Annotated in this window: 22 protein-coding genes and 1 tRNA gene; 8 read left to right on the top strand and 15 right to left on the bottom strand. The window is 65.7% G+C overall.

Going from position 1 to position 24931, the window contains the following annotated elements:
- Positions 1–39 precede the first annotated feature (39 nt).
- A complete protein-coding gene (locus AC51BJ_RS15005) occupies positions 40–1203 on the top strand; it encodes a ParB/RepB/Spo0J family partition protein (protein ID WP_496280756.1) in 1164 nt (387 codons plus the stop codon).
- 69 nt (positions 1204–1272) lie between these two features.
- Here AC51BJ_RS15005 and AC51BJ_RS15000 read toward each other — a convergent pair whose 3' ends face one another.
- From AC51BJ_RS15000 to AC51BJ_RS14950, 11 genes are all read right to left on the bottom strand, one after another.
- Positions 1273–1968 carry a PA4824 family protein gene (locus AC51BJ_RS15000; protein ID WP_496280755.1) on the bottom strand — a complete coding sequence of 232 codons (696 nt, stop codon included), beginning with the start codon at positions 1966–1968 and terminating at the stop codon, positions 1273–1275.
- A gap of 84 nt (positions 1969–2052) precedes the next feature.
- Positions 2053–2784, bottom strand: coding sequence for a TraX family protein (locus tag AC51BJ_RS14995; RefSeq protein WP_496280754.1), 732 nt, complete (start codon positions 2782–2784; stop codon positions 2053–2055).
- The gene (locus AC51BJ_RS14990; RefSeq protein WP_496280753.1) at positions 2784–4016 is read right to left on the bottom strand and encodes a type II secretion system protein GspD; all 1233 of its coding nucleotides are present in this window, start codon (positions 4014–4016) and stop codon (positions 2784–2786) included. The genes AC51BJ_RS14995 and AC51BJ_RS14990 overlap by 1 nt, the downstream gene beginning before the upstream one ends.
- Complete coding sequence (locus AC51BJ_RS14985; RefSeq protein WP_496280752.1) at positions 4013–5137, bottom strand: zonular occludens toxin domain-containing protein; 1125 nt, start codon at positions 5135–5137, stop codon at positions 4013–4015. The genes AC51BJ_RS14990 and AC51BJ_RS14985 overlap by 4 nt, the downstream gene beginning before the upstream one ends.
- Positions 5137–5421: a DUF2523 family protein gene (locus AC51BJ_RS14980; protein ID WP_341422690.1), complete on the bottom strand. Its 285-nt coding sequence runs from the start codon at positions 5419–5421 to the stop codon at positions 5137–5139. The genes AC51BJ_RS14985 and AC51BJ_RS14980 overlap by 1 nt, the downstream gene beginning before the upstream one ends.
- A gap of 3 nt (positions 5422–5424) precedes the next feature.
- The gene (locus AC51BJ_RS14975) at positions 5425–6861 is read right to left on the bottom strand and encodes a hypothetical protein (protein WP_496280751.1); all 1437 of its coding nucleotides are present in this window, start codon (positions 6859–6861) and stop codon (positions 5425–5427) included.
- A gap of 144 nt (positions 6862–7005) precedes the next feature.
- Complete coding sequence (locus tag AC51BJ_RS14970) at positions 7006–7245, bottom strand: hypothetical protein (RefSeq protein WP_341422688.1); 240 nt, start codon at positions 7243–7245, stop codon at positions 7006–7008.
- Between the two features lie 57 nt (positions 7246–7302).
- The gene (locus AC51BJ_RS14965) at positions 7303–7749 is read right to left on the bottom strand and encodes a hypothetical protein (RefSeq protein ID WP_341422687.1); all 447 of its coding nucleotides are present in this window, start codon (positions 7747–7749) and stop codon (positions 7303–7305) included.
- Positions 7749–8822 (bottom strand): phage/plasmid replication protein, II/X family, encoded by a 1074-nt coding sequence (locus AC51BJ_RS14960; RefSeq protein WP_496280750.1) that lies wholly within the window; start codon positions 8820–8822, stop codon positions 7749–7751. The genes AC51BJ_RS14965 and AC51BJ_RS14960 overlap by 1 nt, the downstream gene beginning before the upstream one ends.
- A gap of 340 nt (positions 8823–9162) precedes the next feature.
- Positions 9163–9489, bottom strand: a complete 327-nt coding sequence (locus AC51BJ_RS14955) for a hypothetical protein (protein WP_341422685.1) — start codon at positions 9487–9489, stop codon at positions 9163–9165.
- A gap of 408 nt (positions 9490–9897) precedes the next feature.
- Positions 9898–9974, bottom strand: a tRNA-Arg gene (locus tag AC51BJ_RS14950).
- 159 nt (positions 9975–10133) lie between these two features.
- On the opposite strand from AC51BJ_RS14950, the gene AC51BJ_RS14945 reads away from it, so the two are divergent.
- Positions 10134–10712: a c-type cytochrome gene (locus AC51BJ_RS14945; RefSeq protein ID WP_430432476.1), complete on the top strand. Its 579-nt coding sequence runs from the start codon at positions 10134–10136 to the stop codon at positions 10710–10712.
- A 463-nt stretch (positions 10713–11175) separates the two neighbouring features.
- Here the strand turns inward: AC51BJ_RS14945 and AC51BJ_RS14940 are convergent, their stop codons facing one another.
- Positions 11176–13185: a UvrD-helicase domain-containing protein gene (locus AC51BJ_RS14940; RefSeq protein ID WP_496280749.1), complete on the bottom strand. Its 2010-nt coding sequence runs from the start codon at positions 13183–13185 to the stop codon at positions 11176–11178.
- A 124-nt stretch (positions 13186–13309) separates the two neighbouring features.
- Between AC51BJ_RS14940 and AC51BJ_RS14935 the strand changes: the two genes are divergently transcribed.
- Positions 13310–15637, top strand: a complete 2328-nt coding sequence (locus AC51BJ_RS14935; protein ID WP_496280748.1) for a Tex family protein — start codon at positions 13310–13312, stop codon at positions 15635–15637.
- Positions 15638–16093: 456 nt separating this feature from the next.
- Here the strand turns inward: AC51BJ_RS14935 and AC51BJ_RS14930 are convergent, their stop codons facing one another.
- On the bottom strand, positions 16094–16774 hold the full coding sequence (locus AC51BJ_RS14930) for a DUF4197 domain-containing protein (RefSeq protein ID WP_304006450.1): 681 nt from the start codon (positions 16772–16774) through the stop codon (positions 16094–16096).
- Positions 16775–16800: 26 nt separating this feature from the next.
- Here AC51BJ_RS14930 and AC51BJ_RS14925 point away from each other — a divergent pair, with 26 nt between their 5' ends.
- Genes AC51BJ_RS14925 through AC51BJ_RS14905 form a run of 5 tightly spaced genes read left to right on the top strand, consistent with a single transcriptional unit; the run spans position 16801 to position 22562 of the window.
- Positions 16801–17313: a TlpA disulfide reductase family protein gene (locus AC51BJ_RS14925; RefSeq protein ID WP_496280747.1), complete on the top strand. Its 513-nt coding sequence runs from the start codon at positions 16801–16803 to the stop codon at positions 17311–17313.
- Positions 17314–17321: 8 nt separating this feature from the next.
- On the top strand, positions 17322–18548 hold the full coding sequence (locus AC51BJ_RS14920) for an efflux RND transporter periplasmic adaptor subunit (RefSeq protein WP_496280746.1): 1227 nt from the start codon (positions 17322–17324) through the stop codon (positions 18546–18548).
- A gap of 2 nt (positions 18549–18550) precedes the next feature.
- Positions 18551–19774 carry an ABC transporter permease gene (locus AC51BJ_RS14915; protein ID WP_496280745.1) on the top strand — a complete coding sequence of 408 codons (1224 nt, stop codon included), beginning with the start codon at positions 18551–18553 and terminating at the stop codon, positions 19772–19774.
- Between the two features lie 10 nt (positions 19775–19784).
- The gene (locus AC51BJ_RS14910) at positions 19785–20471 is read left to right on the top strand and encodes an ABC transporter ATP-binding protein (protein WP_430432482.1); all 687 of its coding nucleotides are present in this window, start codon (positions 19785–19787) and stop codon (positions 20469–20471) included.
- Positions 20472–20528: 57 nt separating this feature from the next.
- Positions 20529–22562: a site-specific recombinase gene (locus tag AC51BJ_RS14905; protein ID WP_496280744.1), complete on the top strand. Its 2034-nt coding sequence runs from the start codon at positions 20529–20531 to the stop codon at positions 22560–22562.
- A gap of 9 nt (positions 22563–22571) precedes the next feature.
- Here AC51BJ_RS14905 and AC51BJ_RS14900 read toward each other — a convergent pair whose 3' ends face one another.
- The gene (locus AC51BJ_RS14900) at positions 22572–23618 is read right to left on the bottom strand and encodes an NYN domain-containing protein (RefSeq protein WP_430432484.1); all 1047 of its coding nucleotides are present in this window, start codon (positions 23616–23618) and stop codon (positions 22572–22574) included.
- Positions 23619–23918: 300 nt separating this feature from the next.
- Positions 23919–24926, bottom strand: coding sequence for a DUF6976 family protein (locus AC51BJ_RS14895; RefSeq protein WP_430432485.1), 1008 nt, complete (start codon positions 24924–24926; stop codon positions 23919–23921).
- Positions 24927–24931: the final 5 nt, after the last annotated feature.

Below are 24931 nucleotides of genomic sequence, written 5' to 3'. Positions count from 1 at the left end.
TAGCGCCCAGGTAGGCGTTAAACCACTGGAGGTTTTGCGATGACGACGGTAACCAGCATCAAGAAGGCGACGGCCAAGAAGGCCGGTTCGAAGAAGACGGGCGCGGAGCAATCCGGCGCCGTTCGACCGCAAGGCGGTCCGGCGCTGGATTGGCTGGACGTGGCTTCAATTCAGACGCGGGACAACATCCGGAGCGAGATCGATCCGGCCGGCGTTACGGAGCTGGCCGCCGATATCGAGGTGAATGGCATCCTGCAGCCGCTGCTGGTGCGTGTGATCGACGGTGCGCCGTTCGTGATCGCCGGGCATCGACGGCTTGCGGCGGCGAAGCTGGCCGGTCTGAAGTTCGTTCCGGCCATGGTCGGCACCCTGGACGATGACGCGGCCGAACTGATGCAGTTCGCGGAGAACATCCAGCGCGAGGACATGAGCGCCCAGGACGAAGCGCGTGTCGTGTGGCGCCTGCTGGAACACCTCGGGAGCTTGACCGCCGTTGCGGAGAAGGTGAACAAGTCGCTGTCGTGGTGCTCAAAGCGCGCCGCTGTGATGAAGCCGGAGTATCCGTTTCACATCCGCAAGCTTCTGGAGGACGGCGTTACAGCGGACTTCGACCTGCTGAACACGCTGGCGAAGATTTGCGAGCACCACCCGCATGGAACGAACCATTCGTGGGCGCTGGCCGAGTCGGTGCGGCGCGGAGAGATCGACCGCGCGAAGGCGCGCGAGCTGCTGAAGGCCGTTCAGTCCGGAAAGCCGGATCAACCCGAGAAGAAGGAAAAGGCTCCCAGCCAGGCGCCGAAGACGGCCACGCCGGAGGAGGTCGCGGCAGCGGCGGAACGCGCGCGGATGGAGATCGCGGTGCAGCAGATGGAGGCGTGGCGGGTTGTGGAAGCTGCCGGCGCCGAGGACATGGAGGCGGCGGCGGAGCTTTGGAAGGACCTGGAGCCGGAGGCGGCGACCTTCTGGAAAGGCTTCTTTTCAGGACTGGACCACGGCAGCAACGGAATGTCGTACCTGATCGGCTACAGCGCCGCCGTCGTGGCGAACGATGGCGACCGGGATCAGATCGTCATGAAGCTGTGGGCGATCAACTACGGGCCGGAAATCGCCTCGATGACGCCCGAAGCAATCCTTCACGCTTTCATGTGCTCATTTGGGTCTCGGGTGGTTTCGCATGCGAAAGGCATGATGCAGAATGAATGACGGCGCGTCCCTCCCAGCGCTGTTAGCCCGCCTTGAGCGGGCATTTTTTTGCACCAGTTGCAGAATTCGTCAGAACAACTGGTCAGGTGTGAGACGCAGGCCGAACGAGAACCATCGCTCGGCGACCTCTCCGGAGAACTGATGACCCAGCGTGGCATCAATCTGCACTCGGTCTGGAACAATCGAGTAGCGAGCACCAAACTGCCAGAGTGGCTTTTCATGGTTGTCGCCGAACGTTTCGACGATGCCGAGCCAACGCTCAGCTAGCTTGATTTCTGCGCCCACGCCCCAGGTAGTGCTGTTGCGCTCTGAACGCCGATCACGCAGCAGGCCAACGTTGACGTGCAGCACAAGGCGGTTATCGGCGAAGGACATCGAAAAGGGTATGTAAGCATAGGTGTTGCCAAACTGATTCGGGCCCGGATTAACGGCCGGATGGCGCACAGTTCCGACCGCTAAACCGATGCCCCAGTCGTTGGCAACAAGTGGCCGGAACAGGGTCTTTAGCTGGTACACCTGATCGCTCGTACCCGATTGCCGATCCGACTTGGCAACCCCAATGCCTGCAGTTATCTCCAGATTTCCGAACGGATTGCAGGCTGGCAATGCCCAGAGCTCCACACTGTCCCGATAGACGCGGCTCCAGCTCTCTAACTGACAACTGCCCGCTGTCGTCAATCGCGCGTCGTCGGTGACGAACGGGCGAGCGGCGTATGAGGTGCCACACAACAGCGTGCAGCCAGAAAGAAGAATGAGTCGGAGCATTTGTGAATGTTAGCTGACGCACATTGCGAGGGTGCGATGTCCGGCAAGCGTGCGGCAGGCTTTCGGTCAGAGCCATTACCGGCGTCACCCTCGTTGCCCGTTCATCAAGATCAAAGCCGCTAAAGTAGCCAGGTGTCCGACGTAGAAGGCCAAAAAGGCCCGTGGCGGCACGAATCGCCCAGCCCAGCCGCTCAGCCCCTTGCCGGACATCCAGAGAAGCGCCGCGAGGCCGACAGCACCCGCCACAGCGAACAACGGGTGAGCCGGATTGAGCGCGAGCAGTGACACCCACCAGACGGCTACGGCGGCACCTGAGTGCGCGAATCGGTACGGGTGAAGCAGCGCAACCGACGAAAGCGCGAAAGCGACGCCTGCAGCGCCGTACGTGGTCGAGAGCACGAGCGAACCGCCCGCCAGCAGCAGGCCAGCAGAAACCCGTTGCGCGGTGCCGCCGTCCAGTCCCCAGCGAAGCGCCTGGGCGACTACAGCGAACAGGACAAGAATGTTCGCCCCCCACCACGGACCATCGAAGGCGAGAACGAACGCCGGCTGAGCCAGCAGGGACGCGACCCACAAGCGCGACGCCGAACGCTGCAGGCGATCCGGCGAGAGCGTCAGGTTCTCGGCGAAGGCGACGACGAACACCGGCAACGCGGCCCGACCGACCAGCGCGGGCCAGAGGTAGGCGCCGCCGAGGAGCGCGCTATTCACGTGGTCGATCAGCATGGCCAGGCACGCGAGCACCTTGAGGCGATCAATCTGCGCCGGGCTGGCCAGCGCCACGAATCGGAGGCAGAGCGGAACGGAGAGCAGCATCAGATGGACTCCACGTGAAGGACTAGAACGAGCTCGGTATCGCTGTTTTCGCGGGTCTTGGCTTTGAGCCAGTCCGGGACGAATGACCAGCCGCTTGCGTCGTCACCGGTTCGGGTTTCCTGCAGGCCACCGAACACGACCAGCGACCCCGGCTCGACCTGGACGCGGGTTTCGACCGCGCGCTTGAGCAAGGTGGGCGACTGATTGACGCCGGTCGAGGTCTGGACGAAGGAGGAGCTTTCCTGCCGCACCTTGAGTTCGATGATCGAGTCGAGGACCACCGGTGACACGTCGAGGATGACGCCGGAGGCGCGGTACTCGACGGACTGGGTAACGGTGCCGTTGCCTGCCGTCGTGACTGCGCCAAGCACCGGCACATCTGCGCCGACCGTTACACGGCCGGTCGCGCCCGAGGCGACGCGGAGCTCCGGCCGGCTCAGGGACTTGAAGCGTGTGTCGCTGGACAGCGCCGCAAATGCGGCCTGAATGCCGGCGATGTTCAGCGAAGCCGACCAGGCGCCGGAAACAGGCTTGCCGAGGTTGAGCCCAAGGCGGTCACTCAGGAGCGACACGGCCAGGCTGACGCCAGAGGAATCCCGCTGAATGTGGCTCACCTCATATACCGCTGCGCGGATCACGACTTCTGGTGTCCGGGTATCGACCTGGGCCAGAAATTCCCGGAGCCGGCGCACGTCGGCAGGCGTGGATTGATACACGAAGGCGTCAGTGTCGATTCGGCCAATTGCGGCGCCCATGCCTGCCGGTGGTTTCTCTGCGGCACCGCCGGCATTGGGCACGCCGCCGGGCACGGTGGCGGCGCGCTCGAAGGACCACTGACCGCGCGGGAAGAAGGGGCGCACGAGCTCGATGATGTAGCCGAACGACCGGAAGCGCGGACGGTAGAAGAAGGATTCCAGATCCTCGGATGCCTTCACGCCCTTCGCCAGCCGGACGCCGTAGCGATCACGTGTAAGCGTGTAGCCGTAGGGCTGCACGACGGCTTGAAGCCAGTCGAAGGCGTTCGCCGTGGTGACGGCCGATGTCTTGATGGTGATGGGCGCGTCGTCCTTGAGCACGTCCGCGTCCAGGACGTAACCGACCTGCAGGACGTCGCCGAGGACGATCCGGGCAAGCGGTGCAATCCGGATTTCGTCGAACTGAAGCGTCACAGCTTCTGCTGCGAAGATTGGCGCGGACCACACGAGCAGCGCGAACAGCAGCGCGCGGATCATTTCGACAGCCCCCCGAACAGACCACCGCCGCCCGTGCGACCTCCCTGCCACGGCGTGAGGGTCTGGCCCTCGAACTGAATGTTCGACGTGTGCGCATTGACCATGAAGGACTCCGGGTTCTCTTGATAGCGGTAGCGACCGGTGTCGGTCTCGATGACGAACACCATGCGTTCGCCGATGCGAACAAAGCCGACGTTGCGAGCCGAGGCCGAGGGCTTGGCCGATGGCGGCGTGGTCTGAACCATGGCTGCGGCGATAGGGGCAGGAGCAGAAGGCGTCGCGGCTGCAGGGTCATCCACGACCGGGCCGCTAACGCGGTCAGGGTTGAAGAAGCGCAGCACCCACCAGCCGGCGCCGATCACGACGAGCAGGGCTACGCCGAGCTTCAAACGAAGGCCCGCGCCAGAGAACATGTTCTGCCGGCTATCAACGCCGACTTCCTTGGCCTTCTTGCCGCTGTAGCTCGAATAGAGCTCGAAGACCTCGGGCTTGTAGAAATAGCGGTGGGTGCTGATGCGTCGTGTTCGGTGGAGCTTGGCGCCCTGATACAGATCGACGATGTAGGCCGTTGTGATGCCGATTTCCTTCGGCTTGTAGCAGAGCGTCGTCATCTCGACGACGCTGCGGACGCTGCGCGCAAGATCGCTGATGTCCTGGGTGATCAGGATCAGATCGCAGGTAACGCCGGTATCCGGGTGAGTGAAGTGACGGTGCTCGCGCAGGAAGGCCATGTCGGTGGGCTTCACGCTCTTCGTGTCGCCCCAGATCGCCCACGCCTCATCGAGCACGACCAGGTCTCCCGGCATCACGAGGGATTCGAAGCTCGGGTCGTAGTGACCTTCGTCGTCCAGGCGCGGGAAGAAGTCGTCGGCGCGGATCTGCTTTCTCGTCACCGAAACGATGACGCCGGCCTTCGGGGCCTGCACCCCCGCTTCTCCCGAAGCGGGGTCCCCCGCAGGCGCCTCGTCCGGCGACACATACGCCACGATCTTTTCGTAATCGAGGCCGGCGACGTTGGTGACGACGCGCCGGCCTTGCTTGATGGCGGGGCAGATGGCATGCAAGACGGTTTCGTATGTCTTGCCATGGCCCTGCAGGCCGGTCGCTACCTTGATCGCCATCAGCCGATCACCGGTAGGCGCCGAATCACGAAGCGGGCAACGTACGCGGCAAGAATGATGGGAAGACCTGTCCCCAGCTGGAACAAGTCGATCCAATACCAGACGCCGGCCGGCAGCGAGGCGAAAGCGGAGGTGAAGGCCGACGAGGACACCCAGGGCGCGACGCGGGCCATAGCCATCGGCATGAGAACGGACAGAACGGCGATCAGGGCGGCAAACACGCCGAACTTGATCACGACGTGCTGCAGAAGGAAGGCAATGACAGGCTGAAAGATTCCGAGCATGGATCAGGCCTCCATGACGATGAAGAACCCGGCGAGCAACCAGACGATGGCCATTACGGCGGCGAGGGGTTCGCGAAGGTGGTCTTCGATCAGCGCGCAGTGCTGGTCCATATGGACGTGCAGATCGGTCCCACCGATCACTTGGGCGTAGTCGAGGACGGGGCACGTCGAGGCGTGCGCAGGGAAGCGCCACGCCACGATAGATGTGAAGGTGTCGCCCCAGCCAAGGGCCTGATTCAGATCGGCGGTGTTGTCTGCGGGCGTTGGCGCGGCGACGGTCTGCGTAAGCGCATTTTTGATGGCGGTCGAACTGGCGTCGATACTCTGCAGCGTCGGCTGACGCGCGTAGTCGTCGGGGAACTGGACGGTGACCGATTGTGAGCCGGTCGATGGATTGGCCTCGGGATAGGTTTCGTAGAAGCTGCTTACGTTCGCGCTGTTGGTGACTGTTTGGGAGGCCTGCGACGGCTGAAGGGAGGTGTTGAGCGTCACGCTGCGATGCATGACCTTGTCCGACTCGATCTGCGTCAGGGCATTTATCTGCACCTGCTTTGCTGCGTCGAGAGACACGTCGACGCGAACGTCTTGACCGAGTGAGTTATGGCCGCGGATCGCTATCCGCGATGCTGCCGGGCTGGCGAGCTCGGCGGGGCTCCAATCCGGGTCCAACGCGTCGGGCGCCCACTTGTCATTTGCAAAGACGAAGCGCTTCGTGCCGTCTGGCGGCTCGACAAGCTTAGGGACCAACTTCGTGTTGCTGACGAATCCATCCGAGAACGACGGATTCGATGTGTGCTTCTGCTCGTAGACAACTTCGGCCTGATTGAACAGGTACGTCGTGCCGCCGTACGTGACGTTTGAATACAGATCCTCTCGGACGCGCAGGCGAAAGTTTCGATACGAGAACGACGCGCACGGCCCGGCGGTGACGCACGACTCTTTCCAGGCTGCGAATGCCGAAACGATCTGGTCGCCCGTCATTGCCGTATCCGCCTTGAAATAGACCAAGGCCCCACCGGGGCCTGCATAGCTGTCGGAACTTGTGGCGAATGGGCCGAAGCGAACGGACGAAGACAGGGGCGACTGCGTACCGGTGCCCATACCCGATAGGGGCGGCTTCGGAATGCTGACATTGGGCTTCAGCGGGACTTGATACTTCTCGTCGCCGGTGCTTCCGGACAGCACGCCGAGGCCAAGGAAGGCAATGATGTTTGCTGCGGTGCCCGAACCGCTGGAGCCGCCGACCGTTGCCGCCGTGGCCCATGTCGCATCGTTCGCCGCAGTGCCCAGTGTGATTACGGCTTCCTTTCCGGCTTGGCGAAGCACGACGCCGCCGAGTGCAACGGCCGCTTCCTCGATCAAGATCAACGCTGCCGGAAGCGCGGCGAACGCGGAGGCGCCGACGACAAGTGCTATGAGGAAAACGACGGCGCGCTTCATGTCCGCATCCCGATCAGAACAGCCCATGCCATGGAAATGCCTGTCAGGAAGCCGGCTGCATTCCAGAAGTCATACAAGCTCCACGCGATCACGATTCACCCCCTGAAAAGAGAATGGGGGCCGAAGCCCCCGGTTACTGCCGAATTAGCCGCCCTTGGCCTTGCTGATACGGGCCAGCACGATGTCAGCGGCGGTCGTGAGCACGCGGAAGGCGATGATGGCGGCGGAGCCGACCAGCACGGCAGCCGTGGCGTCCGCCCACGAGATGCCGGACGCCAGCGCCTGGGCGGTGGTCGGGGTGGTGGTGGCAAACGCAGCGACCGGAGCGGTCAGGGCGACGACGGCACCGAATTTGCGGGCGAGCGTGTGACGGTTCTTGAACATGGTTGCTTCTCCTGAAGATCCCGGAAGACGCCGGGCCGTTATCGGCGATGGCCGAATTCATGAGCCTTTGGCCTTTCGGACCAGGCGAATCAGTTCGCCGAAGGGCTGGGCAAAGAGGTAGGCCGCGAACGTGAAGCCGAAGCCGAGCGAACAGAACGCGGAGACTTCGGCCCAGTTGGGCGGAATGTTCGGGACGCCTTGAATCTGTATCTGCTGGATGGAGCAGGTCGCGAGGACGCCGGCATCGGCGCCCCACTGCGGAACGGGCGAGGAAACCTGATTGCCTGCGACGGTCGCGGGAAAGGACGCCGTGACGGTCGCGCACTGGGCAACGGGGAGAACGGTCAGCGCGTCGCCGGTCAGGACGTACGCCTTACCAGTGCTGGCGACATGGCCGACGAGACGTGAGCCGGCCTGATAGCAGGCGCCGCCGGTGCGGACGCACTCGACGGCGACGGCTTCAGCCAGCGTCGCGAAGCATTGGCCGTTGGCGGCGTATGGCATCAGGCAGCGACCTTGCAATCGGCCCACGAACGGACCGGGTCATCGATCACGACGACATGGCGGCGAAACGGGACGATTTCGGCGGTGGAGATGTCCATGTCGCCGAGGCCTGCGGCGCGCAGGAGTTTGGTGTGCAGGTACCACGTGCGCTTCGGCATGGATTCTTTGGCGTGAGAGACGCCGCAGGACTTAATGACGGACCACGTCCGGAATGCGGCGAGCGCCTGACCTTCGGAGATCGGCACGAGGTGGCCGGTTTTCGCATGCGAAACTTGGAGCGCCTGCAGGCGCGGAAGAACGTCGCTCATGTCTTTCACCTCTACTTCGCCGAACATCCGGCCGAAAAAATCTGTATGGAATTTCCGTAGGTCTTCGATGGACAGGTCGAACCAGTGCCGGCCGGCTTTTTCAAAATCGCGGAAGAACTGGGCGCCGCGCGTGTGCTCCAGGCGGAGCATTCGGTCGGCGATCTCGAGTTGGGCGTCGCTGATTGCGACTGAGGTTTTGCGCATGAGGGCGCGCAGCTGCGGCCCCTTGTGATAAGCCTTGCCCTTTGAGCGGACTGACTTCGGATTCCAATAGACCGAGTCGCCGCCCGACTTCGGGCTCGACGCGCGGCGGTGACCGCCGTCGGTCTGCAGCAGGACGCGAAGCGCGTGCTTCACCGCGTCGGCGGTCGGCAGCAGATAGTTTTCGGTGATGTCGATGCGGCGGACGGTCCATGAGCGGACCATCGGAAGAGCGGCGCGGAGTGCCTTGGCGGCGTGCTCGATGATCACGCGGGCGCAATGCACGATGTCATCCGAGCCGAAGACGTTGCAGCCGTGCTCCAGACTGGCGGGGCTGGCCCCGATGGCCAGCCAGGTCTGTACGCCGTCGCTGTGGGTCATCCAGCAGATTCCGGGCGTGTCGCTGCGCAGGCTGTCGAAATCGACGACGGCCTTGCGCCACATCTCGACGCCCTCCGGGTCGAAGCAATGAACGGTGTTCATCGATTCGCGCAGGCGCTTCGACAGTTCCGGACCGAGGCCGGAAACGTCGAGCGGAATCCGCAGGGTGAGCCAGTCAATCACTCGCCGGACCCTTCGCCCAGTCTCACCGGTGAGACTAAAGTAGGGTGGTCAGAGAGTCCGAGAACGTCAGGATCGGCAGGGGTTGAATCCAGAAAAGTGCAACCCATTGCACTAAAGTAGGGTGTTACATACGACCCTACGACTTCCGAGGCCCCCGCCGAGCACTCAGCCGGGGGCACGCACGGACCGCCGAGCGAGACAGGCGGGACCGCCTTCAGCTCGACTTCGCACCCGCTCGACCGATAGAACCGCGACAGCACCGCGGCCGACTCGGGCGAAAAAAATCCGACGAAGCCGAAAGGCTCCGTCGGATGCTTCTGGACGTGCAGCGCGATCACGCTCAGTCCTCGATGTGGAACAGGCGGTTATCAGCGGTTGCGATGTTGCGGATTTCTCCCGTGTCCGGGTCGGTCGCCTTGTACGTGCGGCGGTAGCCCTGCAGGCGGCATTTCACTTCGATCATTTCATCGACCTGGCCGAGCGGCTTGGCGCTGGTGATCTCGACCGTCGACGGGCTGGAGTACTCGTCCGGCGCCGGCATGGTCAGAAGGGTCAGGACACGATTGCCGGCTTTGCGGCGCTGGGACACTTTTCCGTGGATGGTTACGACGCCGTACGGAATAGCGGGCTTGGTCGATTTGACCGGGAGGGCTGCGGGTTCAGACATGACGATGTACTCCGATAAGTCCCAAATCGGGACGCGACGGAGCCTAGTCCGGATTTGGGACGTCCGTCAAGTCCCGAATCCGGACTAGAATTGACGAACCAACCGAGAGGACGAGCCATGGATATCACGAAGGTATTAGACGCAGCGAAAGAAAAGCTTGGTATTTCAAGCGACTACGCGCTGGCGAACATGCTTTCGCTGAACAAGCAAAGAATTTCCGATTACCGCAAGGGTGATCGCGTGCCGGACGCTTACGCGTGCGCACGGTTGGCTGAAGTGCTTGAGATCGATCCGTTCGCGCTGCTGATCGAAGTGGAAGCCGACGCGGAGAAGAATCCGGTCCGTCGTGCGTTCTGGGAGGGGAAAAGGAAAACGGGCCAATCCGCGAAGACTGACCCGTTGAATGCGTGGCGCGCCCGGCGCGATTCGAACGCACGACCCCTGCCTTCGGAGGGCAGTACTCTATCCAGCTGAGCTACGGGCGCATTGCGGGCGGTGAAACAGCCCGCAGGCGGCGAAGGATAGCCGCTTTGGGCCCGCGCGTCCATGCGGGCCGTGCGTTTGGGGCGCAGGCGGCGCCGGCTGCCGCTATAATGGCGCGTTCTGTTTTTCCAACCCTATCCAGGTCATCAGAGGAAGGCACCATGTCGGACGCGCACGAAGAGCACGAAACTCTCATCAAGACGCCGCAACAGCTGATCGCGGTGGTCGTACTGTCATTTGTGGTGTTTGTCGGTCTGGGCGTGCTGGTGGCCCAGTACGTGTCGTCCGGCTACAAGGGCGCCAGCAATCCTGATCCGGAAGTGGTGTCGCGCGCGATCCAGCCGGTCGCGCAACTCGCTCTGGGTGAGCCGGAAGCCAAGGGCCCGAAGACGGGCGAGCAGATCTACAAGGGCGCCTGTGCCGCCTGTCACGACGCAGGCATGGCCGGCGCGCCGAAGCTGGGCGACAGCGGCGCCTGGGCCAGCCGCATTGCCACCGGTCTCGACGCGCTGGTGAAGTCGGCGATCAACGGCAAGGGCGCGATGCCCGCCAAGGGCGGCAACGCCTCGCTGAGCGATGAAGAGATCACGCGTGCGGTCGCCTACATGGGCAACAAGGCGGGTGCGAACTTCGCCGAGCCGAAGGCGGCCGATGCCGCTGCTGAACCGGCTGCCGCTGCCCCGGCCGCGCCGGTCGACGCTGCCGCCATCGCAGCGCCGGCATACGAAGAGAAGAAGTAAGCGCAGCGTCGCTGTAAAGAAAAGGCCCGCCGATCGGCGGGCCTTTTTTCGTCTGTGGCGGTCGACATGAGCGGATAGCGGTGCGCCTGGCCCACGACCGGAGCCCCGGCCGGATCTCTGGGGGAGGGAGCCTCCGACCACGGCAGCGGCCCGAATCGAAGCCTGAGAATGGCAGCGGCCGCGTCGCGGTCAGAAGACCGCTCCCACAGGGGTGTGGCGCCGGATCCACAGCCCGGGTTTCTGTGGGAGGGGGCCTCCGACCACGGCAGCGGCGCGTATCGAAGCCTGAGAATGGCGGCGGCCGTGTCGCGGTCAGAAACCCCCGCAGGGGCGATGCATCCGATCCACGGCTTGAGCCCGCGCTCGGGTGCTGTGGGAGGGGTCTTCTGACCCCGACAGCGGCCGGGATCGGAGCCCGTTGTCTGCAGCGAGCGTGTCGCGTGCGAGGTGAGCGCGACGCCGGTCAGCCCCCTGCCGGCCCCTTGCCGGCCAGCAGTGCTTTCATCGCCTCCAGCCGCGCGACGTTGGTGGCGCGGTCTTCGGCAGTGGGCGCGGCGCCGTCCTTCTTCGGCCGCTGCACGTCCTCGCCCATTTCGGAAATGAAGCGCGACGGCTCGCAGTCGCGCGATTCGCGCCCGCTCTTGCGCCGCTCGCAGTGGCTCAGCGTCAGCGTGCGCTGCGCGCGCGTGATGCCGACGTACATGAGCCGGCGCTCTTCTTCGATCTTGCCGCCGTCGATGGATTCGCGGTGCGGCAGGATGCCCTCCTCCAGGCCGATCAGGAACACGTGCTTGTACTCCAGACCCTTCGACGCGTGCAGCGTCGATAGCTGCACCGCGTCGCGTTCCTCGCCGTCGTCACGCTTGTCCAGCATGGTGATCAGCGCGACGGTCTGCGTCAGCTCCATCAGCGTCTTGCCGTCTTCCTCACCCTTGCGTCCCATCCAGTCGACGAATTCGCGCACATTGTTCCAGCGCGTTTCCGCTTCCTTCGGCTCGAACTGTTCGAACAGCCAGGTTTCGTAGCCGATGCCGCGGAGCAGGTCTTCAAGCAAGAGGCGCGGTGCCTCGGTGCGGGCGCGCCATTCGAGCCGGTTGATGAAGTCGCCGAACTCGCGCAACGGCGTCAGCGCGCGCGCCGGCAGCGCCTGTTCGGCGCCGGTTTCGAACATCGCGGCGAACAGGCCGATGTGGCGTTCGCCGGCGTAGCGGCCGAGCGCTTCCAGACTCATGCCGCCGATGCCGCGCTTGGGCGTTGTCACCGCGCGGATGAATGCGGGGTCGTCGTCGCCATTGGCGATCAGCCGCAGATAGGCCATCACGTCCTTGATTTCGGCGCGGTCGAAGAAGCTCTGGCCGCCGCTGACGATGTAGGGAATTTTCTGCTCGCGCAGCGCCGTTTCGATCACCCGCGCCTGATGGTTGCCGCGGTAAAGCACTGCGTAGTCGCTGAACTTGCCGCGGTGTTCGAACTTGTGCGAGGCGATGCGCATGGCCACGCTCTCCGCCTCGTGCTCGGCGTCGCGCGCGATGAACAGCGTGATCGGATCGCCGCGGCCCATGTCGGACCACAGCTTCTTGTCGAACAGCTTTTCGTTGCGCGCGATCAGCGTGTTGGCCGCAGACAGGATGCGCTGCATCGAGCGGTAGTTCTGTTCGAGCTTGATCACCTTCAGCTTCGGGTAATCGGTCTGCAGATTGCGCAGGTTCTCGACGTCGGCGCCGCGCCAGGCGTAGATGGCCTGATCGTCGTCGCCGACCGCGGTGAAGGCGCCGCGATGCCCTGCGAGCAGCTTGACGATCTGGTACTGGCAGCTGTTGGTGTCCTGGTACTCGTCGATCAGCAGATAGCGCAGCCGGCGCTGCCAGCGTTCGAGCAGCTCTTCGTCGCTGGCGAGCAGGCGCGCCGGGATGCCGATCAGGTCGTCGAAATCGACCGCCTGGTAGGCGCGCAGCGTGCGTTCGTACTCTTCATAGACGCGGGCGGCCAGCGCCTCCATCTCGTCGGCGGCGTGCGACGCGGCGGCCGACGGAGGCAGCATCGCGTTCTTCCAGCCCGATATGCGCGACACCAGCGCGCGCAGCCGCGACTTCTCGGTTTCCTTCGAAATGTCGGACACGATGGCCGTGGCATCCGACGAATCGAGTATCGAGAAGGCGGGCTTGAGCCCGGCCGCCTTCGCTTCGGTGCGCAGCATTTTCACGCCGAGCGCGTGGAAGGTGGAAATGTTGAGCTGCTTGCCGGCGCGCCCTTCGAGCAGGTGCGAGGCGCGCTCCTGCATTTCCTTGGCCGCCTTGTTGGTGAAGGTGATGGCGGCGATGTTGCGCGGGTCGAAGCCGCACTCCTGCACCAGATAGGCGATCTTGCGCGTGATCACGCGCGTCTTGCCCGAGCCGGCACCGGCCAGCACCAGCAGTGGGCCGTCGAGATATTTCACCGCCTCGCGCTGAGGCGCGTTCATGTCGGACAGCATGTGGATCGCGGCATCGCGCGGACGGCGATGCCCAAGAAAGGTCAGGCCGCATTTTACCGGCTTGCGGCCGCCGCCTCGCGTGGGTATGGTTCGCGCCTCCCGTTGTCCATCCTGCCCGCTTCAAATGCTCCCACCGATCGAACAGCGGCTCGCCGCAGAACTGGGCGCACGCCCGCAACAGATCAACGCCGCCGTCGCCCTGCTGGACGAAGGCGCGACCGTGCCCTTCATTTCGCGCTACCGCAAGGAAGCCACCGGCGGCCTCGACGACACGCAACTGCGCCTGCTGGAGGAACGGCTCGGCTACCTGCGCGAGCTGGAAGAGCGCCGCGTCGCGGTGATCGCCAGCATCGACGAACAGGGCAAGCTCACGCCAGCGCTGCGCGCCGAGATCGAGAACGCCGACAGCAAGCAGCGGCTGGAAGATCTGTATCTGCCCTACAAGCAGAAGCGTCGCACCAAGGCGCAGATCGCGCGCGAAGCGGGCATCGAGCCGCTGGCCGACGCGCTGCTGGCCGACCCGACACTGACGCCGGAAGCCGAAGCCGCGAAGTTCCTGAACGCCGAAGCCGGCTTCGCCGACGCCAAGGCGGTGCTCGACGGCGCGCGGCAGATCCTGATGGAACGCTTCGCCGAGAGCGCGGAGCTCGTCGGCGCGCTGCGCGACTACGTGACCGAGCATGGCGTGGTCGTCGCCACGGTGGCGGACGGCAAGGACAACGACGCCGAAGCGGCCAAGTTCCGCGACTACTTCGCCTACCGCGAAAAGCTGGCCGACATTCCGTCGCACCGTGCGCTGGCGCTGTTCCGCGGTCGCAACGAAGAGGCGCTGCGGGTGAAGCTGGCGCTCGATACCGACCCGGAAGACGGCAGCCGCTCGCCCGAGCCCAACCCCTGCGAACGCCGCGTCATGACGCATGCCGGCATCCGCGACCAGGGCCGTGCCGCCGATCGCTGGCTGGTCGACACCGCGCGCTGGACCTGGAGCGTCAAGCTGTCGGTGCACATCGAGCTCGACCTGATGGGTGAGCTGCGCAGCCGTGCCGAACTGGAAGCGATCCGCGTGTTCGCCAAGAACCTGAAGGACCTGCTGCTGGCCGCTCCGGCCGGCCCGCGCGTCACCATGGGCCTGGACCCCGGCATCCGCACCGGCGTGAAAGTGGCGGTGGTCGACGCCACCGGCAAGCTGGTCGATACCGCCACCATCTACCCGCACGAGCCGCGCCGCGACTGGGACGGCTCGCTGCACACGCTGTCTGCACTCGCGCAGAAGCACGGCGTGCAACTGATCGCCATCGGCAACGGCACCGCCAGCCGCGAAACCGACAAGCTGGCGGCCGATCTGATCAAGCTGAAGCCGGAACTGGCGATGACCAAGATCGTCGTGTCGGAAGCGGGTGCTTCGGTGTATTCGGCGTCCGAACTGGCGGCGAAGGAATTCCCCGGTCTCGACGTGAGCCTGCGCGGCGCGGTGTCGATCGCCCGCCGGCTGCAGGACCCACTGGCCGAACTGGTGAAGATAGACCCCAAGGCCATCGGCGTCGGCCAGTACCAGCACGACGTGAGCCAGACCAAGCTCGCGCGCTCGCTCGACGCGGTGGTCGAGGACTGCGTCAATGCCGTGGGCGTCGACGTGAACACCGCGTCCGCCCCGCTGCTGGCGCGCATTTCCGGCCTGAACTCGACGCTGGCGCAGAACATCGTCGCCCACCGCGACGCGCACGGCGCTTTCCCCTCGCGCAAGGCCCTGCTGTCGGTGCCGCGCCTGGGCGACAAGACCTTCGAACAGTGCGCCGGCTTCCTGCGCATCATGAATGGCGACGATCCGCTGGATGCTTCGGCGGTGCATCCGGAAGCCTATCCGGTGGTCGAGCGGATACTGGCCGATGTGCAGAAGAAGGCGCGCGAGCTGATCGGCGACGCCGCCACGGTGAAGAAGCTGTCGGCGCAGAAATACACCGACGAGCGCTTCGGCCTGCCCACCGTGCAGGACATCCTGCGCGAACTGGAAAAGCCGGGCCGCGACCCGCGCCCGGAGTTCAAGACGGCCAGCTTCCGCGACGGCGTCGAGGACATGAAGGACCTCGAACCCGGCATGCAGCTCGAAGGCGTGGTGACCAACGTGACCAACTTCGGCGCCTTCGTCGACATCGGCGTGCACCAGGACGGGCTCGTGCACGTGTCGGCCATCGCCAACCGCTTCGTGAAGGACCCGGCCGAAGTGGTGAAGGCGGGCGACATCGTCAAGGTGAAGGTGGTCGAGGTCGACCTGGCGCGCAAGCGCATCGCGCTGACCATGCGGCTGGGTGACGAGGTGGTGAGGAAGCCGGCCGGTGGAAGCCGCGACAACCGCGGCGCCCGCCCTGACCCGCGGGCGATGGCTAAAGCCAAGGAAGCGCCGGCCGCCAACAACGCGCTGGCCGCGGCCTTCGCGAAGGCCGCGAAGCGCTGAAGACGTCGCTGGCGCTTCATCCGAGAGTGCAGTCTTGATCGAAGCCGGCGGACTGCGGCGGCCGTGTCGCGGTCAGAAGACCGCTCCCACAGGGGCGGTGCGCCCGATCCACGACCTGAGATTGTGCGGGGGTTCTGTGGGAGGGGGCTTCTGACCCCGTCAGCATCGGGGGATCGAAGCCGGTGGTCTGCGACGGCCGCGTCGCGGCCAAGGCCGCTCCCACAGGAACGGCGCCTGTCGCTCATCAGGGCAAGCGCTCTGTGGGAGGGGTCTTCTGACCCCGACAGCAGCGGGGATCGAAGCCAGTGGTCTGCGACGGCTGCGTCGCGGCCAAGGCCGCCCCTTCATGGCAGATGCGTCAGATCCGCCATCGGGGTGGGGTTTTGTGGGAGCGAGCTTGCTCGCGATAGCGGCGTCGAGTGGGGCCGCTATCGCGGAGGACTGCCCGGTCCGCGCCTAGCGCAGCGCGCCGAACACCTTCTTCGCCAGACTGCCGGCAGCGCCGACCGGGTTCTTGCGGATCGCCTTCTCCTCTTCGGCCACCATCGTGAACAGGCCGTCCAGCGTCTTCTGCGTCACGTAGTTGTCGAGGTCGGCGTCTTCCTTGCTGATCACGCCATACTGCGCGCCCTTGGACGCAAACTTTTCGTAGCTCTTGGCCAGACCCACCTTGTCCATCGCCTTCTGCACGATGGGTTTGAAGCGTTCCTTCAGCTGGGCCGAGGTCTTGCCCTTGAAGTATTCGGTGCCCGCCGTGTCGCCACCGGTCAGAATCTTCTTCGCGTCCTCGACGCTCATGTCCTTGACCGCGCCGACCAGCAGTTCCTTCGCTTCCGGTACCGCCGCCTCGGCAGCGCGGTTCATCGCGGTGATCAGCTCGTCGGCCTGCTTCTTCATGCCGAAGGTGCGCATCAGCTTTTCCGCCTGACGCAGGCCGTCGGGCATCGGGATCTTCACCTTCGCGTTCTTCAGGAAACCGTCCTGCTTGCCCAGCAGATCGACCGCCTTCGACGCCCCCTGGGTCAACGCCTCTTTCAGGCCACCACCGGCGTCCTTGTCCGACAGGTCGGATAGTGACAATGCCCACACCTGGGTGCACATGACAAGACACGCCACAAAACCGACAATCGCACGCATGGTCGAAGCCCTCTGTGTTTGAACGAATGAAGATTATGGATCGCAAATGGGTATCACCGTTAGTGTTGCTGGCGCTGATTGCAGGGGTGTGGCTGCTGCGCGGCACCGGTCATCCGGAGCAGGTGCCGGCGCTGCAGGTCGCGCTGCTGGACGGTGGCCGGATCGACCTCGGTCACGCCGATGGAAAAGTGCGTCTGGTGAACTTCTGGTCCACCTCCTGCGGCCCCTGCATCAAGGGCATGCCGGGCCTGGCCGACACGCACCGCCGGCACGCGGCGCGCGGTTTCGAGGTGGTGGCGGTCGCCATGTCCTACGACGCGCCGAGCCATGTGCAGGATTTCGCGCAGCGCGAGAAGCTGCCGTTTCGCGTAGGCTTCGATCCGGTCGGTGAACTGGACCGCGGCTTCGGCGGCATCCTTGCGACGCCGACCAGCTTCCTCGTCGATCGCGATGGCCGCATCGTCAAACGCATCATCGGTAACCCGGATCACAGACAGCTCGACGCGCTGATCGACACACTGCTCCCGCCCGCTTCCTGACCCCTTCAATGAAAACCCGTCACCTGATCGCACTGCTGCTCGCCGCAGCGGTGCTCGTCGCATGGCTGTTCTGGCCGCGCGGCATCGCCGTCGATGTCGTCAAGGTCGAGCGTTCGCCGCTGACCCAGAGCGTGGTCGCCACCGGCCGCATCGCCACACCGTCGCGCATCGAACTGGGCACGCAGATCACTGCCATCATCGATGAGGTGACCGTGCGCGAGGGCGCGGCGGTGAAGGCGGGTGACCTGCTTGTGCGGTTGCGGGCGAGCGACGCCGACGCGGCGGTCGAACAGGCGCGCTCGCAGATTGCCGAAGCGCAGGCGCGTTTCACCCAGCTCGACGCGGTCGGCCTGCCGGTGGCCGAACAGGCGGTGAAGCAGGCCGAAGCGAATCTGCGCGTGGCCGAGGCCGAGTACCAGCGCGCCGAGGCGCTGGTGGCGCAGCAGTTCTTCTCGCCGTCGAAACTGGACGAGGCGGCGCGCCAGCTGGACAACGCGCGCGCCCAGCTGCGCACCGCGCAGGCGCAGCGCGACGCCAACACGGCGCGCGGCGCCGAACGTGTCAGCGCCCAGGCGCGGCTGGCGCAGGCACAGGCTGCGCTCGAGTCGGCGCAGGCACGCCGCGACCTGCTGACGCTGCGCGCGCCGGTCGATGCGCTGGTGATTGCGCGCGACGCTGAGCCGGGCGACGTCGCCCAGGCCGGCCGCGCGCTGCTGACGCTGGCCGAGAATGGCGAAACGCGCATCTACGCGACGCTGGACGAGAAGAACCTGCGCTATCTGCGGCTCGACGCCCGTGCCCAGGCCGTGGCCGATGCTTTCCCCGGTCAGCCTTTCGATGCCGTCGTCTATTACCTGTCGCCGGCCATCGACGCCCAGCGCGGCACGGTCGAGGTGCGGCTGCGCGTGACTGAGCCGCCGGCCTTCCTGCGGCCGGACATGACGGTATCGGTCGAGGTGGTGATCGGTCGCAAGGAGCAGGCGCTGTCGCTGCCGCTGGAGGCGGTGCGCGAGGTCGACAGCGCCGCGCCCTGGGTACTGGTCGCGCGCGACGGCGCAGCGGCGAAGGTGCCGGTGAACGTCGGTCTGCGCGGCGTCGGCCGCGTCGAGATCACCGACGGACTGGCCGAGGGTGAAGTCGCCATCATGCCGGCCGGCGGCGCGCTCGATGGCGACCGCATCCGCATCAAGCCGGCGCGCGGTGCACCGGGCCCGACGCCCAATCTCGGTCGCTGACGATGGCGCGACCCAAGCTTCCGTTCGAGTTCCTGGTCGCGCTGCGCTTCCTGCGCGAGGGGCGCATGCAGACCGCGCTCATCCTGCTTGGCGTGACCGGCGGCGTCGCCGTCATCGTGTTCCTGTCGCAGCTGATATCGCAGCTGCAGGCCACCATCATCGACCGCGTGCTGGGCAGTCAGGCGCACGTCGTGATGCGGCCGCTCGAGGAAGTGAACCTGCGCGCCTCGACCGACCCGGCCAGCTCCGTGCTGGTCGAGCCGCGCGCGCAGCGCCTGCGTTCCATCGACCAGTGGGAAGCGATGGTGAAGCTGGCCGAAGCACAGCCGCGCGTGGTCGCCGTCTCGCCGGTGGTCAGCGGCCCGGCTTTCGCGTTGCGCGGGCGGGCCAGCAAGTCGGTGGCGCTGGTCGGCGTCGAGCCGGACCGCTACCGCCGCATCGTCAAGATGGATACCTATATGACGCGCGGGCAGTTCCAGGTCGACGGCACGAACGCCATCATCGGTATCGAACTGGCGAAGGATCTCGGCGTCACGGTGGGCGACAAGATGTTCCTGCGCGCCGCTGGCGGGCGCGACGAACTGCTGCAGATCACGGGCCTGTTCGACATCGGCAACAAGGATCTGAACCGGCGCTGGGTATTCACCACCATGAAGCTCGCGCAGTCGCTGCTGGACCTGCCGGGCGGCGTGTCGAACATCGACATCACGGTGGCCGACATCTTCGACGCACAGGACGTGAGCGAGCGTCTGCAGGCCGGCAGCGGGCTGACCGTCGACAGCTGGATGACGACCAACTCGCAGCTGCTGGCCGCATTGCGCAACCAGACCGTATCGAACAACCTGATCCGCGGCTTCGTCGTCGTCATCGTGGCGCTCGGCATATCGAGCGTGCTGGTGGTGAGCGTGGTGCAGAAGCAGAAGGAGATCGGCATCCTGCGCGCGATGGGCACCAGTTCGAACCGCGTGATGGGCATCTTTCTGCTGCAGGGCGGGCTGGTTGGTTTCGTCGGCGCGCTGTCCGGTGTCGCGCTGGCCTGGGGTCTGCTGCAGTTCTTCTCCAGCGTCTATCGCACCGGCGACGGCGCGCCGCTGTTCCAGCCGCAGCTGGATACCGGCATTGCGCTGTCGGCGGCGCTGATCGCGCTGGTGGTCGGTGTGCTGGCGGCGCTGATTCCGGCGCGGCGCGCGGCCAAGATGGACCCGGTGCAGGCGATTCGTGCATGAGGTGCGGCGCATGAACGCCATCGTGTCGCTGCGGGGCCTGCGCAAGTCCTATGGCGTCGGTACGCCAGTGGAAACGGAGGTGTTGCACGGCCTCGACTTCGAACTGGCCGAGGGCGAGTTCTGCGCGCTGATCGGCCCCAGCGGCTCCGGCAAGAGCACGCTGCTCAACCTGATCGGTCTGCTCGAACGCCCGACCTCGGGCGAGCTCGCGATTGCCGGCAGCGAGACGCGCGGCCTGTCCGAACAGGCGCTGACCGTGCTCCGTGGCCGTCATATCGGCTTCGTATTCCAGTTCCATCATCTGCTGCCGGCCTTCAGCGCGCTGGAAAATGTCATGATGCCGTCCATCATCGAGCACGGTGTTGCCACCGCGCAGGCCGAGGCGGTGGCTTTCGACCTGCTCGATCGCGTCGGTCTGAAGGGTCACGAGCACAAGAAGGCCAACCAGATGTCCGGCGGTCAGCAGCAGCGGGTGGCGATCGCGCGCGCACTGTCGCTGTCGCCGCGGCTGATACTGGCCGATGAACCGACCGGAAATCTGGACACTCACACGGCGGATGATATTTTTGCGCTGCTGCGCGAATTCAATCGAGAACGCGGCAGCGCCTGCCTCATCGTGACGCACGACCCGCGTCTGGCGGCGCGCTGCGACCGCCGCATCGAACTGGTCGATGGCCGCATCGCCCGCGGCGACTGAACGCCGCGCGGGGCGGCGCGCCGACCCCGATCCACATTCCGCTATTCCGCTTCGATCATGACGACACACAGCACTGCCTACGTCGCCGAACTGACTGCGCTGCTCGAAGAGGTGGCGCGCCACACCAACGACACCACCGGCGAGCGGCTTGCCCGGTTGATCACTCTGATGCGCCCCGGACGACGTGACGGCGTCGAGGTTGCCGAGTCGCGTTTCCGCGCGCTGCTGCGCCTGCTCGGCGCGCGAGCGGAACTGGCCGGCGCGCTGTCGGCCCATCTCAACGCGGTGCTTGCAGCGCGCATGCACCGCACGCTGTATGCCGAATCCGGCGTGCTCGCCAACCAGGGTTTCTTCAGCGGTCTGAGCAGTCGCCTGCTCGGCCGCATGCTGCCGCCGGCGGTCGATGCCGACTTCCTGCGCGACCTGTTCAGCGAGGTGTTCGACGACGCCGGCGACGGCGAGTGGATGAGCGCCATTCCGCGCGAGGACTGGCAGGCGCTGCTCGATCTGCTGCACGTGACCGGCGATGCTTTCGCACCGGCGCGTCGCCAGATCCGGCACGAGCTGTTCGAAGCGATGCGCATGGCTTCGCACCGGCTGGCGGCGCTCGGCATGGAGCCGGCGTTGCTGCGCTATCTGCCGGCACTGGCGCGGCACGAGTCGCCCTTCCTCGCGCAGAGCGACGAGGTACGCGCTTTCATCGCCCGTCATACCGACAGCGACGAGGTGCTGCCACACGACGGCCACCTCGAAGTGCTGCTCGAACAGTGCGTGAGCTATGTCGACACCATCCGGCGCCGTTCGCGCGAGGCGGGCGTCGGCGTGAACCTGGTGTTCGTGCTGGCGCGCATCGAACAGATCACCGGCCGGCTGCGCCTGCTGCGCATGCTGGTGCTGCCCGATCCCACCGTCGATGCGCCGACCCTGCGCGCCCGCGCGATCGATTTCTTCCTCTGTCTGGTGCGCCAGGAAACCCGCCGCAACAGCGTGCGTGACCTGTTCTCGGGCACCACCGAACTGCTGGCGCGGCGCGTGACCGAACAGGCCAGCAAGTCGGGCGAGCACTACGTGACCGAAAGTCGCGCCGAGTTCTTCGGCATGTTCCGCGCCGCCGCCGGTGCCGGCCTGATCATCGGCTGCATGGCGCTGATCAAGATCGTGACCGGCAAGCTCGGTCTGCCGCCGGTGTGGCTGGCGGTTGTCCATAGCCTGGACTACGGCCTCGGCTTCGTGCTGATCCACATCCTGCACCTGACCGTTGCCACCAAGCAGCCGGCGATGACCGCCGCCACGCTGGCCGCCGCGCTCGACGGCAAGCAGAACCGCGACGCGCGCCTTGGCGTGCTGGCGGATCTGGCCGCACAGGTCAGCCGCACGCAGTGGATATCGATCGCCGGCAATGTGTCGATCGGCTTCCTGACTGCGATGTCGATTGCGATGGTCGGCGGCACCTTCCTCGACTGGCACCCGGTCGATCCGGTCAAGGGCGCGCACCTGCTGCACGACCTGCATCCGCTGCTCAGCATGGCCATTCCGCACGCGGCGATCGCCGGCGTCTTCCTGTTCCTCAGCGGTCTCATTTCGGGCTACTACGACAACCAGTCGCTGTATCACCGGGTACCGGAGCGGCTGCGCCGCGTGAAATGGCTGCGGGCGCTGCTGGGCGAAGCGCGACTGAACCGGCTGGCCAACTACGTCGAACACAACCTCGGTGCGCTGATGGGGAATTTCCTGTTCGGCTGCATGCTGGGCAGCACACCCATCATCGGGCAGTTGCTGGGGCTGCCGCTGGACATCCGCCACGTCGCCTTCGCGTCGGCCAACCTCGCCTACGGCACGCACGCGCTCGGCTTCGATCTCGACTGGCACACCATCGCGGTCGGTGCGCTCGGCGTGATGCTGATCGGTCTGACCAACCTCATCGTCAGCTTCAGCCTGGCGATGAAGGTGGCGCTGCGCTCGCGCGGCATCGAGCCGGAAGACACGCGCGGCCTGTCGGTCAAGCTGGCCCGTCGTTTCCTGACCCGGCCGCGCGATTTCTTCTGGCCGCCGCGGCAGGACTCGACCGCCACCGACGAAGCGCGCGGCTGAAAGCGGCGCTCAGGACTGCGGCGCTTCGCCTTCCGGCTTGCGGGTCCGGCTGCGGCGCGGCGCGCGCGGCTTCGCCGGTTTGGCTTCGGTCGGCTCGACTGGCGCTTGCGCGGCAGCTGCAGGCGTTTCGGTCGGCGCGGGCGCCGCCGTCTCGGCGGCCGGCTTGGCCTTGCGTTGCGGGCGGCTGCGGCGCGACTTGGCCGGCGCCTCGCCGGTGGCCTCCGGAGTGCCGTCCGCAGCCGGCTCGGGCAGCAGTTCGAGCTGCTTGTCGGCCGCTCGCTCGATCAGCTGCACCTGCGCCTGACCGTTGTCGCCCTTGCGCAGGCGGAACAGTTCCGGATGGCTTTCCAGCAGACCGGACAGGCTGGCGTGGCCGTAATCCTTGTGACTGAAGCCCGGCTCGTACTGGCGCACGATCTGGCCGACGCGGCCGATGCCGGCCCAGCCGCTGTCCTCGTCGGTGGCCGACCGGATGCCCTGCGACAGCAGTTCGAGGATCTGCGCGTCAGGTTGCGCGTTGCGCGGCCGACGCGGTGTCTGTTCCGGGCGCGCAGCGGCGGCGCCGGAGGATGCCGCAGGTTTCTTCTTCTGCGCCGAAGCCGGCGGCGATGCGCGCATGTCGTCGGTGAACACGAACTCCTCGCAGGCGCGCTGGAAGGCGACCGGTGTCGTGCGGCGGCCGACGCCCATCACGAACAGGCCGCTTTCCTGGATGCGGCGTGCCAGCGAAGTGAAGTCCGAATCGCTGGACACGATGCAGAAGCCATCGACCAGACCGGAGTGCAGCAGGTCCATCGCGTCGATGATCATCGCGCTGTCGGTCGCGTTCTTGCCGCCGACGATGCGGAACTGCTGGATCGGCCGGATCGAGTGATCGAGCAGGTGCGCTTTCCAGCTGGTCATGTTGGGCGAGGTCCAGTCGCCGTAGATGCGGCGCACGGTGACGCGGCCGCGCGAGGCGGCGGCCAGCAGGACGGGCTGGATCAGCGAAGGCTGCGCGTTGTCGGCGTCGATGACGAGCGCGAGGCGGCGCGGCTGGGAGGAGGAGTCGTTCATGCGGGATGCGATGCTGGACGGGAAAGCGGCATGCTACGCCAATCGGCGCCGGCCGCGGATCGGACGAGGGCTCTGTGGGAGGGGGCTCGACCCCGACGGCGGCCTGGATCGAAGTCTGCGGACCGCAGCGGCCGAGTCGCGGCCAAGGCCGCTCCCACAGGGAGATGTGCCCTACCCGCGGTCGGCGCCCGGGCGGGGATTCTGTGGGAGGGGTCTTCTGACCCCGACAGCCGCCTCAATCGAGGCCTGCTTAAGGCAGCCGGCCGTGTCGCGGCCAGGGCCGCTCCCACAAGAGCGCGCTCAGCCCTCGATGGTCAGATACACCAGCGTCTGGTTCAGCAGCTGGTAGGCCACTTCGCCGAAGGTCATCGGGCCCAGCATGGCCGGCACACGCTTGCCTTCGAGCTCGCTGTACAGGTAGTTCAGCACGCAGTTGCAGCTGAAGCCGATCGGACCGGTCTGCCCCGGCAGCGCGGTGTGGAAGGCGCTGACGTAGTCCGGCACCGGCGCCGCGAAGCGGTACTCGATGTCGTCGAATACCGGTGCGTAGAAATCGACCGTGCCCTTGCCGGCATCGACCGACTTGATGCTCACGTTGATCATCGCGCCGCTGTAGTCGGCGACCAGCGGCAGCTTGGTGTCGATCGCGCGCGAACTCACGTACTGCGCGAAGTTGCCGGGCTGACCGTTGATCAGGCATTCGGTCGCGCTGAAACCCTTGGCCGGGAAACGGATGCGGTCGCCTTCGCCCTGAGTGAACAGGTTGATGATGTCGATCTGCGCGTACTTGTTCTCGGGTAGCGGCACATGCATCACCAGCGCGCGCTCGCCGTCGAATTCCAGCGTTTCGCCATTGACCACCAGCGGGCTGGCGCGGCCGAGATCCGACAGGTGAATGCCGGATATCCAGCCGACCAGCGGCTTCAGGTACATGTCTTCGTAGCCGGGCGCGTTGCGTGCGAACAGCGAATGCACGGCCGAGAACGCGGGCATCACGATGATGGAAAAGCCGTTCTCCGGCGCGTCGGCGCAGACGCGTTCGAGGCTGATCTGGTCGTAGAAGCGGATCATCGGGAGGCCGTTGATCACCGGCACCTGCGCGACATAGAGCTGGTCGCGCGTGGTGACGCCGCCGTCCTGGCCCATGAAGTACGGAATGGTGCCGCCGATCCAGTGGCCGCGCGGCAGCTGGCGCAGCAGCGCCTCGTCGCCGGCGACGCTGAAATGACCACCGCCGCGGATCAGGGCCGTCGCTTCGGACAGCCCCATCATGCGTCCGCTCACGGCGGACGTGTTCTGAGTCGTCATGTAAG

Source organism: Methyloversatilis sp. S146-33, assembly GCF_059552495.1.
This window is presented reverse-complemented; position numbering and strand designations above follow the sequence as displayed.